General features: G+C 33.9%; 11 protein-coding genes and 1 pseudogene. 3 read left to right on the plus strand and 9 right to left on the minus strand.

Annotation, left to right across the window (positions count from 1 at the left end; all coding sequences use genetic code 11):
* Position 1 precedes the first annotated feature (1 nt).
* The 3 genes from FGF67_RS04805 to FGF67_RS04815 all read left to right on the plus strand — a co-directional run bounded on the left by FGF67_RS04805 (position 2) and on the right by FGF67_RS04815 (position 3834).
* Positions 2 to 1018, plus strand: coding sequence for a DUF368 domain-containing protein (locus FGF67_RS04805; protein WP_139695348.1), 1017 nt, complete (start codon positions 2 to 4; stop codon positions 1016 to 1018).
* Complete coding sequence (locus FGF67_RS04810; protein ID WP_139695349.1) at positions 1015 to 1755, plus strand: shikimate dehydrogenase family protein; 741 nt, start codon at positions 1015 to 1017, stop codon at positions 1753 to 1755. The genes FGF67_RS04805 and FGF67_RS04810 overlap by 4 nt, the downstream gene beginning before the upstream one ends.
* Before the next feature lie 105 nt (positions 1756 to 1860).
* The gene (locus tag FGF67_RS04815) at positions 1861 to 3834 is read left to right on the plus strand and encodes a DUF349 domain-containing protein (RefSeq protein ID WP_139695350.1); all 1974 of its coding nucleotides are present in this window, start codon (positions 1861 to 1863) and stop codon (positions 3832 to 3834) included.
* Positions 3835 to 4286: 452 nt separating this feature from the next.
* On the opposite strand, the pseudogene FGF67_RS17645 reads toward FGF67_RS04815, so the two are convergent.
* From FGF67_RS17645 to FGF67_RS04860, 9 genes and pseudogenes are all read right to left on the minus strand, one after another.
* A pseudogene (locus FGF67_RS17645) lies at positions 4287 to 4889 on the minus strand (transposase); the annotation flags it as partial.
* A gap of 178 nt (positions 4890 to 5067) precedes the next feature.
* On the minus strand, positions 5068 to 5841 hold the full coding sequence (gene mazG, locus FGF67_RS04825) for a nucleoside triphosphate pyrophosphohydrolase (RefSeq protein WP_139695351.1): 774 nt from the start codon (positions 5839 to 5841) through the stop codon (positions 5068 to 5070).
* A gap of 141 nt (positions 5842 to 5982) precedes the next feature.
* A complete protein-coding gene (locus FGF67_RS04830; protein WP_139695352.1) occupies positions 5983 to 8250 on the minus strand; it encodes an aconitate hydratase in 2268 nt (755 codons plus the stop codon).
* A 214-nt stretch (positions 8251 to 8464) separates the two neighbouring features.
* Positions 8465 to 11242 carry a bifunctional aconitate hydratase 2/2-methylisocitrate dehydratase gene (locus FGF67_RS04835; protein ID WP_139695353.1) on the minus strand — a complete coding sequence of 926 codons (2778 nt, stop codon included), beginning with the start codon at positions 11240 to 11242 and terminating at the stop codon, positions 8465 to 8467.
* Between the two features lie 351 nt (positions 11243 to 11593).
* Entirely contained in the window at positions 11594 to 12733 is a 1140-nt protein-coding gene (locus FGF67_RS04840; protein ID WP_139695354.1) for an acyltransferase family protein, read from the minus strand.
* 23 nt (positions 12734 to 12756) lie between these two features.
* Positions 12757 to 13710 (minus strand): AAA family ATPase, encoded by a 954-nt coding sequence (locus FGF67_RS04845; protein ID WP_139695355.1) that lies wholly within the window; start codon positions 13708 to 13710, stop codon positions 12757 to 12759.
* A gap of 5 nt (positions 13711 to 13715) precedes the next feature.
* Positions 13716 to 15170 (minus strand): peptidylprolyl isomerase, encoded by a 1455-nt coding sequence (locus tag FGF67_RS04850; RefSeq protein WP_139695356.1) that lies wholly within the window; start codon positions 15168 to 15170, stop codon positions 13716 to 13718.
* Positions 15133 to 15981 carry a peptidyl-prolyl cis-trans isomerase gene (locus tag FGF67_RS04855; RefSeq protein WP_139695357.1) on the minus strand — a complete coding sequence of 283 codons (849 nt, stop codon included), beginning with the start codon at positions 15979 to 15981 and terminating at the stop codon, positions 15133 to 15135. The genes FGF67_RS04850 and FGF67_RS04855 overlap by 38 nt, the downstream gene beginning before the upstream one ends.
* Positions 15982 to 15988: 7 nt before the next feature.
* On the minus strand, positions 15989 to 17938 hold the full coding sequence (locus FGF67_RS04860) for a peptidylprolyl isomerase (RefSeq protein WP_139695358.1): 1950 nt from the start codon (positions 17936 to 17938) through the stop codon (positions 15989 to 15991).
* Positions 17939 to 17958 lie beyond the last annotated feature (20 nt).

The raw sequence follows: 17958 nt of genomic DNA on the forward strand, positions 1-17958 counted from the left end.
CATGCAAAGCACCAGAACGTTCAGAGACAAACTTTTCTTAATTCTAAAAGGATTAGGCATGGGTGCCGCCAACAAAGTACCTGGAGTTTCTGGTGGTGTGGTGGCTTTTGTTGCTGGATTTTATGAAGAATTTATTTACTCTCTAAAAAAAGTAAACAAAAAAGCTTTCGCTCTTCTTTTTAATGGCAGATTTAAAAGCTTTTATCAATATGTTAATGGTCGGTTTTTAGGCTTACTATTCTTCGGAATGATTGTGAGCTATTTTAGTGTCTCAAAAGTATTAGACTACCTGATAAAATACTATGAACTCTATGTTTGGAGCGTGTTTTTTGGTATGATTATAGGTTCTATTTACTATATCTACAAAGATTTTAACGACTGGAATTATAAAACCTATACTGCTCTTTTAATTGGAATTCTACTGGGTGTAAGTATCAGCTTTTTAAATCCTGCTAAAGAAAATGACAACTTATGGTTTGTTTTTTTCTGTGGCATCATAAGTGTTTCTGGGATGACACTACCAGGGTTCTCTGGCTCCTTCATTTTAATCTTACTAGGAAATTATGTGCTGCTATTAGTAGACTCGGTCAATGCCCTTTATGATACGGGATTAGAAATTTTAACTGGTAATTTTTCATTCATCAACAACCCAGAACGTATTAGAATGATTAAAGTTTTGACCGTTTTCACATTAGGTTCTGTTACTGGGTTAGTAACCTTTTCTCATGTGCTTAGTTACATTTTAAAGCATTATAAAAGTATTACCATTTCTTCCATTATTGGTTTCATTATTGGTTCTTTAGGTGTGGTTTGGCCTTGGAAAAAAACAATCTTTAAAATGAACCCTAATGGCGAGTTTTTATTAGATTCCCGAGGTGAAAAAATCATTGAAAATTATCAACGCTATATTCCCCATTTAAATAAAGAAACCTACTATGCCATTGCTTTTGTTGTCTTAGGAATTCTTATTGTTTTGGCTTTGGAATGGTACGGACAAAAAACACGAAAATTAAAATGAACAAACTAGGTTTACTGGGTAGAAATATATCTTACTCCTTTTCAAGAGCTTATTTCAAAGAAAAATTTAAAAAAGAGCAGATAAAAGATACATCATACGAAAATTTTGATATTGAAAACATTAACTTATTTCCTTCCATAATTAAAAACACAAAAGGATTAAAAGGCATGAATGTTACTATACCCTATAAAGAAGACGTGATGCCTTTTCTTGATGAAATCGATAAAGAAGCTAAAGCTATTGGAGCCGTGAACACTATAAAAATCACAAAAAAAGGCAAACTCATTGGTTACAACACCGATTGTTATGGCTTTAAAAAATCGCTTGAACCTTTTTTAAAACCAAACCATACCCGCGCCTTAATTTTAGGAACAGGTGGTGCCAGTAAAGCGGTGGCCTATGCACTTAAAGAACTAGGCATCTCATATGCTTTTGTATCTAGAACTATAAAAGGAGGTGTAACATTTTCATATGATACACTAACACAATCCGATATTGAAAACCATCACATTATTATTAATTGCACCCCTTTAGGAACCTTTCCTAATATAGAGGTTTGTCCTGAAATCCCATATCAGGCCTTTACTAAATCACATATTCTGTTTGACCTGATTTATAATCCTGAAGAAACCAAATTTTTAAAGCGAGGCAAACAAAATGGAGCCACCATAATTAACGGCTTAAATATGTTAAAGTTACAAGCAGAAAAAGCTTGGTCTATTTGGAGCATAAAGTAAAATAACAACCAGATAGCGTAAAAGCATCATAAGGCTTTGTTTATAGTTTACTTGTTAGTATCTTTAAAGTCAAAAGTAATTTGACGAACCTTAACATTTTTTAAAATGTCTGACAATAACAAAGCACAAGAAGTAGAAAAAGTTGACAACATTAACAATCAAAACAGTTCTGAAGAAAACTCACAGATTGAAAACCCTGCGTCAGCTGAAAATGAAGCCAACCAAAAACCTGATTATACCACATCAGAAAAGAGTGCTGAACATTCAAGTACCACAGAAGAACATGATGCTGTTTTAAATGAAATTGAAGAATCAAATGCTGAAGATGCTGAAGATGAAGGTAATAAAGACCGCCATAAAATAGAGGTTAAAGATTATGATAGTATGTCTCTTGAAGCCTTGGCTATAGAATTAGAACGTCTTTTAAAAACAGAAAAAGTTCAAGCTATAAGATCTCATGTTCATAGCATTAATAATGAGTTCAAATTAAAATTCCAAGCTCTTATTGACGAAAAGAAGGAAGATTTTATCAACGATGGTGGTAATGAAATTGATTTCTATTATTCATCTCCCGTTCAAAAAAGATACAAAACTGCTTATAAAGATTACCGTACTAAATTAAACGAACATTATCAAAGCCTAGAGAAAAACCTAAAGCAAAATTTAACCGATAAGCTTGCTATTATTGAAGAACTAAAAGGTCTTATTAACCTTGAAGAAAATATAAACACCACTTATAAGCATTTTAAAGAATTACAAGAACGCTGGCGAAATACGGGACCTATTCCTAGAGACAAATACAACAATGCCTGGAATAGTTATCACCATCATGTAGAGCGTTTTTATGATTTCTTACACTTAAATAGAGATTTAAGAGATTTAGACTTTAAGCATAATCTAGAAAAAAAGTTACTCATTATTGAACGTGCCGAAGAGCTGACCAAAGATGATAATGTTATGTATGCTTTCAGAGAACTTCAAGAGTTGCATAAAATGTGGAAGGAAGAATTGGGACCAGTCGGTAAAGAACACCGTGAAGAAATTTGGGATAGGTTTAAAGCGGCTACTAAAATCATCAATGATAAAAGACACCTTTATTACCAAGAAATTGATAAAGTTTATGAGAAAAACTTAGAAAAAAAGCTTGATATCATAAGCCAAATTGAAGCTATTTCAGCCCAGAAGACAAACACACATGGTGCCTGGCAAAAGAAAATAAAGCAAATTGAAGCCCTTCGTGAAGCCTTCTTTAATGCTGGTAAAGTTCCTAGTAAAGTGAATGAAGCAACTTGGGCTAAATTTAAAGAATCTGTAAGAACATTCAATAGAAATAAAAATGCATTCTACAAAGATTTAAAAAAAGAACAATATAAAAATCTACAACTTAAATTAGACCTTATAAAAATTGCCGAAGACAATAAGGATAGTGAAGATTTTGAAACGGTTACACCGTTAATGAAGAAAATTCAAAGCGACTGGAAAAAAATAGGTCATGTACCTAGAAAGGACAGTGACAAAATATGGAAACAATTTAAAACGGCTTGTAATTACTACTTTGACCGCATTCATGCTAAGCGCAATGCGGCAAGTCAAGAACAACTTGATGCTTACAATAAAAAGAACCAATTTCTAACTGAATTGAAAACACTTGATTTGCCTGATGATAAAGAAGTTGGTGTATCATTGATTAAAGACAAAATAAAGGAATGGCAAACAATAGGTAGAGTGCCTAATGACAAGCGATATATTGATGGAAAATTTCAAAAGATTATTGATAGTCTTTTAAACAATTTAAAGGTTGAAAAAACAGAAGCTGAAATCATTAAATACGAAAATAAACTAGACGCTTTAAATGCCTCTGATGACAGTAGAAATCTAGATAATGAACGTACGTTTATTCGAAAAAAAATTGATGAAGTAAAAGGTCAAATTAACCAATTAGAAAATAACCTTCAGTTTTTCACCAATGTAGATGATGATAATCCACTAGTAAAAGATGTAAAAAACAACATAAAAAAGCATCGATCAGAATTAGCAGTCTGGAAAGCCAAACTTCAAAAAATTAAAGATTTATACTAAAAAAAGAGGCCGTTAATCTGGAGGCTACTGAAAAATTTAGTCTCTTTTCAAAAAGAGCGCTTCATAAAAGAGATTTCACGAGGCAGTATCTCATAAACTGTGTAAAGATTAAATATCGAGGGTTGCAACCCTCGATTTATAACTTACACACTTTACAGGATAGTGTCTTTTGGTTTATTGATTTTTAAAGTTGTTTTTGCTCTTTTAAAATGGATTATTTTAGTTTAATAAGCTTTGTAAATCAAAATTGTATTGTTTTGTCTCAATTTGGACTTGCTTAATTTCAAGATTCGTTTAAGATTTTTAACAAAATTTGTCAATGCCCCTTGCATTTGCATATTTCCTATGCCATAAGCTATAGCTCTTCCATAACCATGAACATTTTTTAACTCTCCATTTTGAGCCACGTGTTCAATATCATCAACAGATTCTTTAAGTAAGTTCAGTTTTTATTTTTTTGCTGGAACTGTGCTAAGTGTATGAGTGCCATCTAATAAGATCCCTAATTCCTTGCAGTAAGCTAGTTCCTTTTCTAAATCATTGCCCTGATTCTTGACTGGCATCTTACCAGTCCAATCTTCTTGGTAAGTATAAACTGATTTGCGAAGTTGTTTTGAACGCTCCCATAAAACATTTATAGTTGAGATGGGGTTCGATTTTTATAAACTATGAGTAGCATCTAAAATAATTGATTTGGATTTTATGATGCCTTCTTCAACAGCAATGCTAACGTTATTATTGATAAGCATATCCAGTAAATTGGTATCCTTTAAACGTTGCCTACGAAACTTGGTTAAAGTACTTCAGTCAATAACATATTCTTCTGGCAACATATCTAAAAAATATTTGAAAGACATGTCATAGCGTGAACCCTCCACTACATCTACATCTGAAATGGTATAAATTACGTTTAGAGGAAGATATTTGAATAGTCTTATGAGACTTTCTGATTTTCTGTCTTGGGTTTAAGAATATTTTGATTGAAGTTCTTCATAGATGAAACTAAAACCTATTAAATCATTTGTACGCCTTAACAAATTAGTGTTAGGAACTATTAAATTATATAAAGAACTCTACTCGCTTAATCGAAATGATTCCTGTTGAACTATCATCAATACAAAATACAAAAAACGGCAAGTATCTAAAATACTTACCGCTTTTATTTCTGTTCGTGACTTTTTTAGTAGACTCAACTAGTAGTCTCCTTTTTTTAAAATTAGCAGTTAAACCAACTTAAAGTTTTTTAGCTTCTTCCCAAAACACATCCATTTCGGCAAGTGTCATATCTTTTAGAGGTTTATTTAACGCCTGAGCTTTTTCTTCAAGATATTGAAAGCGTTTAGAGAATTTTTTATTAGTACGTTCTAAGGCGTTTTCTGGATTTATATTTAAAAAGCGGGCATAATTTACCATAGAAAATAATACGTCTCCAAACTCGCTTTCCATTCGGTCTTGATTGCTCAATGCTACCTCCGTTTGCAACTCTTTTAGTTCTTCTTCTACTTTTTCAAAAACCTGTTCAGGTGCTTCCCAATCAAAGCCCACACCCGCCACTTTCTCTTGAATGCGATTAGCCTTCACTAAAGCTGGTAAGCTATTCGGCACACCTTCTAAAACACTTTTTTTACCTTCTTTCAATTTTAAACTTTCCCAATTGCGCTTAACATCCTCTTCATTAGCCACTTCAACATCACCATAAATATGCGGGTGTCTTGAAATAAGCTTTTCGCAGATTTCATTACAAACATCAGCAATATCAAAGTCATTAGTTTCACTACCTATTTTGGCATAGAATACAATGTGCAATAGCACATCACCTAACTCTTTTTTAACCTCTTCTAAATCATGATCTAAAATAGCATCGCCCAACTCATAGGTTTCTTCAATGGTTAAATGCCGTAATGTTTCCATGGTTTGTTTTTTATCCCATGGACATTGTGCTCTTAGTTCATCCATAATGGTTAATAGTCTATCAAAGGCTCGAAGTTGATCTTCTCTATTATTCATTGCTTCTAAATTTTGGCTAAAATACAATTTTGCTTAGCTCTGGTAAATATTAGTTGTTTTAATAAAGTTCAAAAGCATTTTAATTTACATAAAAAATCCAGCTCTAGAGCTGGATTCTTGTTCCATTATCTTTACAAACACTTAAGCATTTTGCTTCTTAATCAAATTTAAAGCAGAACCTTCTTTATACCATGCTATTTGAGCCTCATTGTAGGTATGATTTAAGGTAATCACATCCTTTGAACCATCAGCATGCACCACTTCTAGGGTTAATGGCTTATTAGGTGCAAATTCATTTAAATCTAAGAAATTAAAGGTATCATCTTCTAGAATTAAATCATAGTCAGATTCATTGTCAAATGTCAACCCTAACATCCCTTGCTTTTTCAGGTTAGTTTCGTGGATACGTGCAAACGACTTCACAATAACTGCCGCCACCCCTAAATGTCTAGGCTGCATGGCTGCATGCTCACGAGACGATCCTTCTCCATAATTATGATCGCCCACTACTACTGTTTTAATACCCGCTTTTTTATAGGCACGTTGTACATCTGGCACACCGCCGTACTCTCCCGTTAATTGGTTTTTAACAAAGTTTGTTTTTTGATTAAAAGCATTAACAGCACCTATTAGGGTGTTATTTGAAATATTATCTAAATGACCTCTATAACGTAACCATGGTCCTGCCATAGAAATATGGTCTGTGGTACATTTACCAAAGGCTTTTATTAATAACTTAGCTCCTGTAATAGAGTCTCCAATAGGTTCAAAGGGAGTTAATAGCTGTAACCGTTCTGAATCTTCTTTTACTTCAACCTGAACATGACTTCCATCTGCTTCAGGCTCCAAATACCCATTATCTTTAACTTCAAAACCTTTTGGAGGTAGTTCCCATCCTGTTGGTTCATCTAACATGACCTCTTCACCATTTTCATTAATCAGTTTATCTTTTAACGGATTAAAATCTAAACGCCCAGCAATGGCAATAGCTGCTGTTAATTCAGGAGAAGCTACAAAGGCATGCGTATTTGGATTACCATCAGCACGTTTAGCAAAGTTCCTATTAAAAGAGTGCACAATACTATTTTTAGGGGCATTTTTAGGATCACTATATCTTGCCCATTGCCCAATACAAGGGCCACAAGCGTTGGTAAATATTTTTGCATCTAGTTTTTCAAAAACTTCTAAAATACCATCTCTTTCAGCCGTATAGCGCACTTGTTCGGAACCAGGATTAATACCAAATTCAGCTTTTGTTTTTAAATTTTTATCTAAAGCCTGTTGTGCAATAGAAGAAGCTCTTGATAAATCTTCATAAGAGGAGTTGGTACAGGAGCCAATCAACCCCCATTCTACTTTTATAGGCCAATCATTTTCTTTGGCTTTTTTTGTCATGGATTCACCTACTTCTGTAGATAAATCTGGTGTAAATGGTCCGTTTAATAAAGGGCCTAACTCTGATAAGTTAATTTCAATGACCTGATCAAAATATGCCTCAGGGTTGACATAAACTTCGTCATCAGCAGTTAAATATTTTCTAATCTTATTAGCAGCATCCGCTACATCTTCTCTATCTGTTGAACGTAAATAACGTTCCATTGAATCATCATAACCAAAAGTAGATGTTGTAGCTCCTATTTCTGCCCCCATATTACATATTGTTCCTTTTCCGGTACATGACATGGACGTAGCTCCAGGACCAAAATATTCTACAATAGCACCTGTCCCGCCTTTTACCGTAAGAATTTCAGCCACTTTAAGAATAACATCTTTAGGTGCTGTCCAACCCGATAATTTACCCGTTAACTTCACACCAATTAATTTAGGAAACTTAAGTTCCCAAGCCATGCCTGCCATGACATCAACCGCATCAGCACCTCCAACACCAATAGCTAGCATCCCTAATCCTCCTGCATTTACCGTATGCGAATCCGTACCAATCATCATACCTCCTGGAAATGCATAATTTTCAAGAACAACCTGATGAATAATACCTGCTCCTGGTTTCCAGAAACCGATTCCGTATTTATTAGAAACCGATTCCAAGAAATTAAAAACCTCACTGCTTACATTGTTGGCATGTTTTAAATCTTTAGCGGCGCCTTCTTTAGCTTGAATTAAATGATCACAGTGTACCGTAGTTGGCACGGCTACCTTAGCTTTACCTGCCTGCATGAACTGTAACAAAGCCATTTGAGCCGTTGCATCTTGACACGCTATTCTATCTGGCGCAAAGTCTACATAATCTTTTCCTCTTATAAAAGCTTTTGATGGTGTTCCATCCCATAAATGAGAATATAAAATTTTCTCAGATAGCGTTAATGGTTTCCCAACAATCTCACGGGCTTTATCAACACGTGCTGCCATGTTGGTATAAACACCTTTTATCATATCAATGTCAAATGCCATATAATTTCTTTTTTTTTGGGTTATCCTCAAATTTACTAAAAAAATAGAACTTATTTAGAATGAAAAATATCATAAAACATTTAAAAACATATCTTCATACATTCTGAAAATGTTACCCAAATATTTGAGCTTTGAAGTAGAAACACCTAAAACAGGAAACAAAAAAGCCCGAGTAAACACTCGAGCTTTCCATTATGAATTTATAACCTTTCGATTAATTAGCCAACAACTTATGAGATGGCTTAAATTTAGTTAAATTAATACCTTCAACTGCCTTTTCATATTCTGCTAAATTAGGTGTTCTCCCTAAAATAGTAGATAGCACTACCACAGGCGTAGAAGATAATAACGATTCTCCTTTTTTCTCATCAGAATCTTTTACCACACGCCCTTGAAATAAACGTGTAGAAGTAGCCATCACCGTATCACCAGGCTCTGCTTTTTCTTGATTCCCCATACAAAGGTTACACCCTGGACGCTCTAAGTACAACATATTTTCATACGAAGTACGTGCCGCAGCCTTAGGAGCATTATCATCAAATTCAAAACCTGAATATTTTTGTAATACCTCCCAGTCGCCTTCAGCTTTCAACTCATCTACAATATTATAGGTAGGAGGTGCAACCACTAATGGTGCTTTAAATTCTACCTTACCATTCTGAGATTCAATATTTTTAAGCATCTGTGCTAAAATCTTCATATCTCCTTTATGCACCATACATGAGCCTACAAAACCAAGATCTACTTTTTTCACTCCACCATAATAAGAAAGCGGTCTGATGGTATCATGCGTATAACGTTTTGAAACGTCTTCATTATTTACATCTGGGTCTGCAATCATAGGTTCAGCAATAGCATCTAAATCAATCACGACTTCTGCATAGTATTTAGCATCAGCATCCGGCGTAAGCGCTGGTTTGGCACCTGATTTGATTTCAGTAATTCTATCATTGGCTTTATCAATTAAACCTTGAAGTACCTTTTGGGCATTATCCATACCCTTATCAATCATGATTTGGATTCTGCTCTTAGCTATTTCTAAAGATTCTATTAAGGTTTCGTCTTCAGAAATACAGATTGATGCTTTTGCCTTCATTTCTGCCGTCCAATCTGTAAATGTAAAGGCTTGATCGGCAGTTAAAGTTCCAATATGTACCTCTATAATTCTGCCTTGGAAAACATTCTCTCCTCCAAATTGCTTTAACATTTGTTGCTGTGTTGCATGAACCACATCACGGAAGTCCATATAACTTTTCATTTCTCCTTTAAACGTTACTTTTACAGACTCAGGAATTGGCATTGATGCCTCTCCTGTTGCCAAAGCTAATGCTACGGTACCTGAATCTGCACCAAATGCTACACCTTTAGACATTCTGGTATGTGAGTCGCCTCCAATAATAATATCCCAATCACTTACGGTAATATCATTTAAAACTTTATGAATTACATCGGTCATAGCTGGATAGTTTCCTTTAGGATCACGAGCAGTAATTAAACCAAAATCATTCATAAACTGCATTAATTTTGGAATGTTAGCCTGTGCTTTTTTATCCCAAACTGAAGCGGTATGACATCCTGATTGGTAGGCTCCGTCAACAATTGGAGAAATCACGGTAGCTGCCATGGCCTCTAATTCCTGAGACGTCATTAATCCCGTTGTATCTTGTGACCCTACAATATTAACTTCAACACGAACATCAGAACCAGCATGTAATGTTTTACCTGGTGTAGTTCCTACAGCATTCTTGTTAAATATTTTTTCAACAGCGGTTAACCCTTGTCCGTCATGAGAAATCTCTTTTGAAGGTGCAAATACCATAGGTGCTTCTATACCTAAAATTTTGGCCGCAAAGGTTTGAATCTTTTTACCGAATACTACGGCATATGACCCACCAGCTTTTATGAACTCTACTTTTTGTGGTGTTAATGACGCTGAGATATCCATTAACTCCTCATCACCTTTATATAATTTTTTCTCTTTAGTATTGATTGTTAAAACAGTACCCGTTTCAACAGAATATACCTGCTCTAGTATAGGATCACCGTTAGCATCAACTACAGTATTTCCGTCTGCATCTTTTTTACTTTTCCAGTTTTTAAGATCAATCCCTATACCTCCAGTTACACCAACTGTAGTTAAAAATATTGGAGAAACACCATTGGTTCCTGCAATAATAGGAGCAATATTAATAAATGGTACATACGGACTCGCTTGAATACCTGTCCATAATGCTACGTTGTTTACGCCAGACATTCTTGATGACCCAACGCCCATAGTTCCTTTTTCTGCAATAAGCATAACACGCTTATCGGGATGTTCTTCTTTTAAAGCGGTAAGTTCCTGTTGCATGGCCTTATTGTGTTCAAAAATACACTGACCATGTAACTCTCTATCTGATCTGGAGTGTGCATCTCCTCCTGGTGACAATAAATCTGTAGAAATATCTCCTACGCCAGCAATATAAGTTACCACTTTGATTTCTTCTGCTACTTCAGGAAGTTTGGTAAAAAACTCGGCCTGAGCATAGCTTTCTAAAATAGCTTTAGCAATAGCACTACCAGATTTATACGCTTCTTCTAAACGCGCTGTATCTGCATCATATAAAAATACTTGAGTTTTAAGAACCTCAGCGGCTTCTTTCGCAATAGTGTTATTATCTCCTAAGGCTAAATCTAACAATACTTCAATAGATGGACCACCTTTCATATGAGATAATAATTCAAATGCAAAGGTTGGAGTAATTTCTTCTACATCTGATTCTCCAAGAATAATTTTCTTTAAAAACTGCGCCTTTACACCCGCAGCACTCGTAGTACCTGGTAAGGTATTATAAATAAAGAATTTTAATGAGTCTTCACGATGTGGGTTATTTAAGTCTTCAATTTGTGAAATAATTTCACTTAGTAATTCTGCCCCTTCAATTGGTTTAGGGTGAAGCCCCAGCCCTTTTCGCTCTTCGATCTCCTTGATGTAATCGCTGTATGTGTTCATAAAACTTTCAATGTATTAAGAATAAAGGCTTCTAATGGTAAAACTATCAAAGGCCTTAAAAGTGTTTCAAATGTTTATTTTAAAAAAGTTCCGCAAAATATGAAATAAATTCAAAGTTCTAAAAATAAACCCCATATTAAAACTACGTATTTATACTTAATTATATAAGTTTCATAATTCTCAATATTGTTTAGTGATTTTCTATTTTTTAGGATATATTAATGAAGATTCTCTAATGTGGTGTATTTGAATTTTTAACATACTAATTGCTGTAGGCTCAATGGCATGAAGAAGTCCTTATATTAAGTGCAATACATCACTAGACTCCATAAAATTGACATTCATTTACATCTATCGATTAAGCATAGCTTTTAATGCTGGTAAATCTCTTAAGTTCATCAATGGTTTTTCGTAATATTTATAAAGTAAACGCGCTAATAAAAAGGCTAACGCCCAAAAGCTCAACACAACGCCTATTTTACCATACCAAGGTTGTAGTGCCACATCAATAAAAGTCTGTAATGGTAATAACACTAACGAATAATTAACCAAATATAAACCATAAGACCATACACTTATTTTTGTAATTGTGTTTCTAAATCTTTTTCCTGTTTGCCAATTTATAAACACAGGAAATAAAAACAAGAGACTTACGGACACTAGAGGCAAATAAAATAGGTTATAAAACAAAGGTGTATTTGATGGTAACATATCTAGCATAAAAATTAGGGCATGCATACTTACAAATACAATGACACCAATACTTAAAAATAAAAACCTATGGCGTTTTATAAAATCCTGATATTTTTTATAACATAATGCCATAATAAAACCGTAATAAATACTGTCTATTCTATAAATAACAACCTTACGCAGGGCGTGACTCCAATCTTTATTAGACATAACACCATGGCTTAAATGAAAATCAATCCTTGCTAAGCTGATTAAAACAATTACAATCATTACCGTAATCATATAGGCTTTTAAAGCATTTTCATTTCTAAAAAATTGCAATAAAATATAAAGTATTAAAGGCCCAAAAATATAAGCGTACTCTTCAATAGACAAGCTCCAAGCTTCTGTGAAAAAATCGGGATGTGGTGATGAAAAATTCTGTAAAAACAAAAAATAATCGCCAATACCTTGTATAGTCTCGCCATTTAATATACCAACTAAAATGATATTTAAAATGAGAATTAAAAAGTAGTTAGGTATAGTTCTGAACCATCTTCGTAATAAAAAATAAAACAAATGTGAATAACTTGTATGGCCTTTCTCTATTTGCTTGATTAAAATACCTCCAATTAAATACCCGCTTAACACAAAAAACAAATCGACACCAATAGCTCCAAAAAACTGAATAATGGTTAATAAAATATGTGTTGTATTTGGAAATAATAGCAGGGAAGAATGCGAAAACAACACCAATAATATGGCCGATGCACGTAAAACATCTAAACCAAAAATTCTATGGTAATAATTTATCAGCAAAAGTACATGAAACTAATAGCCCCTTAAAACAAACTCTTTATAATATGTTCTTCAGCAATACCTTCAGCTTCAGCTTTATAGTTTTTAATGATTCTATGTCTTAAAATACCATAAGCTACCGCCTGCACATCTTCTATGTCTGGGGAAAATTTACCGTGAATAGCCGCATGTGTTTTAGCGGCTAATACTAAATTTTGAGATGCTCTTGGACCAGCTCCCCAATCTAAATAGGTTTTAACCAATTCTGAAGCAGACATTGAATTAGGCCTGGTTTTTCCAACCATACTTACCGCATATTCAATGACATTATCAGCTACAGGAATGCGACGAATTAAATGTTGAAATTCAACAATCTCTTCGGCTTTAAACAGAGCATTTACTTTACTGGGCGTATCATTCGTTGTTGCTTTTACCACTTGCACTTCTTCCTCAAAAGTTGGATAATCTAAATAAATAGCAAACATAAAACGATCGAGCTGCGCTTCTGGTAACGGATAAGTTCCTTCCTGCTCTATGGGATTTTGCGTTGCCAATACAAAGTAAGGCAAGCTCAACTCATAATGATGTCCAGCCACTGTAACAGCACGTTCCTGCATAGCCTCAAGTAAGGCTGCCTGTGTTTTAGGAGGTGTTCTATTTATTTCATCAGCCAATATAATATTTGAAAATATAGGGCCTTTTATAAACTTAAAGTGACGATTTTCATCTAGAATTTCACTACCTAGAATATCGCTTGGCATTAAATCTGGTGTGAATTGAATGCGCTTAAAATTTAATCCTAAAGCTTGCGCTATGGTGTTTACCATTAAGGTTTTTGCCAATCCCGGCACACCTATAAGCAGCGAATGACCTCCTGAGAATATGGAAATTAAAATCTGATTAACAACCTCTTCTTGCCCAATAATAACTTTAGAGATTTCAGATTTTAAGGCTTTAAATTGTTTTACGAAGGTTTCAATAGCGGCAACGTCAGACATATATTTTACTTTTTTAACCAATTACCAGAAAAATCACAGTCTCTATGTTCTCCGCTAATCTTTATGTAAGTATCTAATATTTTTTCCTCTTGCCAAGTTTCAATAGCCTTTATTTTTTTCTCTTCCAAGGCCAGCTCCTTTATTTTCAGATAGTCGCGAGCATAATCAGCAGCATGTTCATCAACTCTATCAGTAACTCGTAAAATTTTAAATTTCACTTTACCTGTTCTATCTTCTTCTTTTAAAACAAGGCTTACTTCCTCATCTTTTAAGTTCTGAATCTGTGAATATAACTCTGGATCCATTCTAGTCAACTCAAAACTATAATCTTGTGTTGTTGGGTTTATCAATTGTCCGCCATCATTTTTGGTTTCTTTTTCATCACTAGCCTCTCTAGCCGCATCCGCAAATGAAATATCGCCATCAACAATACGTTGTCTTACTTTTTCTAAACGCTCTTTTGCTTCAAGAATAGCTTCATTAGACACTTTAGGTGTTAACAAAATATGCGCAACATCATACTCTTCCCCTCTAATCTTTTCTACGGTTACAATATGATAGCCATAATCGGTTTCAAAAGGATCTGAAACTTCACCTTCTTGCAATGAGAATGCTACTTGCCTAAATTCTTTTACCATTTTAGGTTTTTTTCTGTCTAGCGTGTATTTTCCTCCACGACTCGCTGAACCAGGATCTTCTGAATACAGCACAGCTTTTGAACGAAAACTGGCTCCGTTCTCAATAATATCAGCCTTAAACTGCTCTAACCTATCAATAATTTTTTGCTTTGCTTCTTCTGAAACTTGCGGTTCTGCTATAATCTGAGCCACCTTTAACTCAGTTCCAAATGTAGGGCGTTCATCTTCAGGAATTTTGTTGAAAAAATCTCTAACTTCCTCTGGTGTGATCTCTACTTCTTCAACAATTTTTTGTTGCATTTTTGATGCTAACTGATTGGCCTTATTGATTTCAAACATTTCTTCTCTAAAACTCGCCTCATCCTCCTTTTTATAAAAAGCCAATAGTTTTTCCATAGAACCATTGGTTTGCTGTAAAAACTGTTGAATTTGATAATCTACATTTCGTCTAATTTCAGCATCAGAAACTAAAATACTATCTTGTATGGCATGGTGCGCATACAATTTGTCTTCCAATAATTTACCAAATAGTTGGCAAGGTTCAATGTTATCTATATTAACGCCCTGTGCTTTTAATTGCAAATAGGTTTTATCAATATCAGAATCTAACACAATATAATCACCTACCACTGCGGCTACGCCATCAACTTTTATGGCATTCACTGCTTGGGAAGTATCTACTTTCTTTGTAACCTCTTTTTCTTCCTTTTCTTCAATAATTTCTTGCGAGAGTATGACATTAACAGAAACTAAGGTCACACATAACATCAATAGGTTTTTCAATTTATTTATAGATTTCAAATTGGTTGTTTTTAATAGCATCTTTAGTGATATCTTTTTCTAATTGCCTAATTAACTCTAATTTACGTTTGTTTACAACAATTTGTTTAATTGTTGGTTTAACATATTCTAGAGGAGCTGTTTCATTACGCAATAAAATATCATTTATTTGCATCAAATATACTCCTAATGAATCTTTGAGTTGTATAAAATTAGATTTTTTTAACAGTTCACTTTTGTTTTCTTTTGTAACTACAGGAATTTTATCAATAACATGACTCAACCGTATCCAGATAGAATCATTCAGTGAATAGGATTTAAATTGAATTGAAATAGAATCTAAATTCCTTTTATCATCTTCATTATAGCGCTCAAAACGTTTTTTAATAGTAGTATAATCTATAATGTTATCATCTAAATGAATATACCTAAATTTTAAAAGTTCTTCATTTAGCTTAAAAACTTCCTTGTTTTTATCATAATAAACTTCTGCTTCTTCTTTTGAAACCGAAGTATCTATACTTCTGTTTACTAAGGCTTCCAGATACGCCTTTGCATATAAATCATTCTTATACTCAACAACCAACTTATTAAAAGCGTCTTGCTTTTCCTGACTCAAATTAAGTTTAGCTCCATCTACCAACAACTGCTTGGTTGCCCAATTATTAATAAAATTTTGAACAAGCAAAGTACTATCTTGTTTTGATGTACCGTCTTTTACCAAATTCTTTATATCATCATAATACAAAAAAGTATCATTCACTCTGGCCACAACGTGCTCTTCCTGTGATTTTTTTATAAAATCGCAGGAACAGACTAACACTAATAATAGAAGACTTAATTTAATTTTCAAATCCGGTTTATTTAAGTTGTGCTTTTACCTGCTCTAATACATCTTGATTGACTACAACCTTATACTTTTGGGCAAGTTCATTGACCCACTGCTCTTCTTTATAAGCCTGATAATCACTAATTACTGCCCCTCTGGCTTCATCCAATGTTTTTTGGGTTTTAGGAAGTATGTCATTCACTTTTACTAACACAAAAGCGCCATTGTACTTATTAACTTTTGACAGGCCTTTTTTAAATTCAAATGGTTTTGGAAGCGCTTGGTGCTCTTTATCCATAATACCCACTGTAAATATAGCTTCAATCTGGTCATTACCACGAATTAACGACTTAACCTCGTCAACCGTCATATTTTGTTGCAACAGTTTTTTAACTTTATTTAGCGTTCTTTGTTTTGTAGAGGAAACCACAACGGCATCAACTCTTTCGGGCAAAACATAATTATCTTTATGACTATTATAAAACTGTTTTACTCCCGTGGAATCACTTTTTGCCGTATTCCATATTGTGTTTTCCATAAGATCAAATAACAACAATCCGTCTCTATATTCTTCTACAATATGCGCAAAATCTTCATTTTCATATTCTAGATGCTCTTCTTGATATTGCAATAAGTTAGTCTTTAAAAATGCCTCATACTTTGTTGAAATAAGCGACTTAAAACGTTCTTTTTTTCTTGAAAAACGCTGGGTATTTAATAAATATTGACCAAAATCATTATATAACAGCTTTTTGTTGCCTATAACTAATAGCGTTTTATCTGCTGTAAAACTTTCTGGAAGTTGCCATGAATTTTTAAAATAATCATCTGTTACAATAGACTCAAAATATGCCAATGCTGGTTGAAACTCTGGCACATTATATTTGGTTTTCAACTTATTAACAAGAGCTTCATCAATTAATTTAGATCTTGAATCGCGCTTTACTTTGCCTTCCAATTCGGGTCTCATCGATTCAAAATCAGGAATTGGTTTTATTTTGTAGAGTTTAACAATATGCCACCCAAAGTTCGTTTTAAAAGGTTCTGAATAATCACCTACCGCTTTTAAATTGAAAGCCACATCTTCAAACGCTTTTGCGCTTATTTGTCCTCTACTAAATTCAGGCAACAAACCGCCTTTGGGGGCAGAATTCTTATCTTCAGAAAATTGTTTCGCCAAATCTTCAAATGCTTCACCTGCCTCTAAACGCTTGTATATACTTTTTATTTTTTCTTCGGCTTGCGCAGACAAAGAATCTCCTGACTTTGACAATATCATGATATGCGCCACTTCACGTTCTCCTTCAGAAGCTCGTTTATCTAACACTTTTAAAATATGATACCCAAACCGGGTTCTAAAAGGTTCTGAAATAGCGCCAACCTGAGTATTATAAGCAACCGTTTCAAAGGCATAAACCATTTTAAATCCAGAAAAATAACCCAATTCTTCTCCAAACACCGTTTGCCCGTTATGGACTTCTTTCCTAACCTTATCAAAACCTTCTTGTAAAGCTCTATCACGTAATTTCATGATGTTTTTATACGCTGCCAAGGTGTCTTCGGGAGAAGCGTTTTCATCGAGCCTTATTAAAATATGATTGGCATTAATATCATGAGAAATACGTTGGTAGGCCTCTTCTACTAAGGCATCTGTTACCTTAGGATCCGTAATATAATTTTGAGCCAATTGTTTCTTGTAGTTTGACAATTCTCGTAAATACGACTTTTTTTCATGAAACCCTAAAGCTTTTGCTTCTTGTAACTTTAACTTATAGTTGGTAAACAATTTTAAATACGCATCAACATCTTTTTGAGAATCATCTTGAACTAAATCAAGATTTTTATTGTAAACACGCAAAAACTCCTCGGCGTAAACAGGTTGATTGTCAAGGGTAAAAAGCACAGCATCGGAAGCTGTTTGAGCCTTTAATAGAGTAAATAAAAAACAAAAAAATAAAGGTAAAAATTGTTTTAATTTCATGGATTAAAAAAATTGAATAG

This window comes from Allotamlana fucoidanivorans (assembly GCF_006265225.1).
Lineage (GTDB): Bacteria > Bacteroidota > Bacteroidia > Flavobacteriales > Flavobacteriaceae > Allotamlana > Allotamlana fucoidanivorans.

What these genes read in the sequence shown, in the direction of transcription:
- FGF67_RS04805 (WP_139695348.1), top strand. Translation starts at nt 2, where the DNA reads ATGCAAAGCACCAGAACGTTCAGAGACAAACTTTTCTTAATTCTAAAA.
- FGF67_RS04810 (WP_139695349.1), top strand. Translation starts at nt 1,015, where the DNA reads ATGAACAAACTAGGTTTACTGGGTAGAAATATATCTTACTCCTTTTCA.
- FGF67_RS04815 (WP_139695350.1), top strand. Translation starts at nt 1,861, where the DNA reads ATGTCTGACAATAACAAAGCACAAGAAGTAGAAAAAGTTGACAACATT.
- mazG (WP_139695351.1), bottom strand. Translation starts at nt 5,841, where the DNA reads ATGAATAATAGAGAAGATCAACTTCGAGCCTTTGATAGACTATTAACC.
- FGF67_RS04830 (WP_139695352.1), bottom strand. Translation starts at nt 8,250, where the DNA reads ATGGCATTTGACATTGATATGATAAAAGGTGTTTATACCAACATGGCA.
- FGF67_RS04835 (WP_139695353.1), bottom strand. Translation starts at nt 11,242, where the DNA reads ATGAACACATACAGCGATTACATCAAGGAGATCGAAGAGCGAAAAGGG.
- FGF67_RS04845 (WP_139695355.1), bottom strand. Translation starts at nt 13,710, where the DNA reads ATGTCTGACGTTGCCGCTATTGAAACCTTCGTAAAACAATTTAAAGCC.
- FGF67_RS04850 (WP_139695356.1), bottom strand. Translation starts at nt 15,170, where the DNA reads ATGCTATTAAAAACAACCAATTTGAAATCTATAAATAAATTGAAAAAC.
- FGF67_RS04860 (WP_139695358.1), bottom strand. Translation starts at nt 17,938, where the DNA reads ATGAAATTAAAACAATTTTTACCTTTATTTTTTTGTTTTTTATTTACT.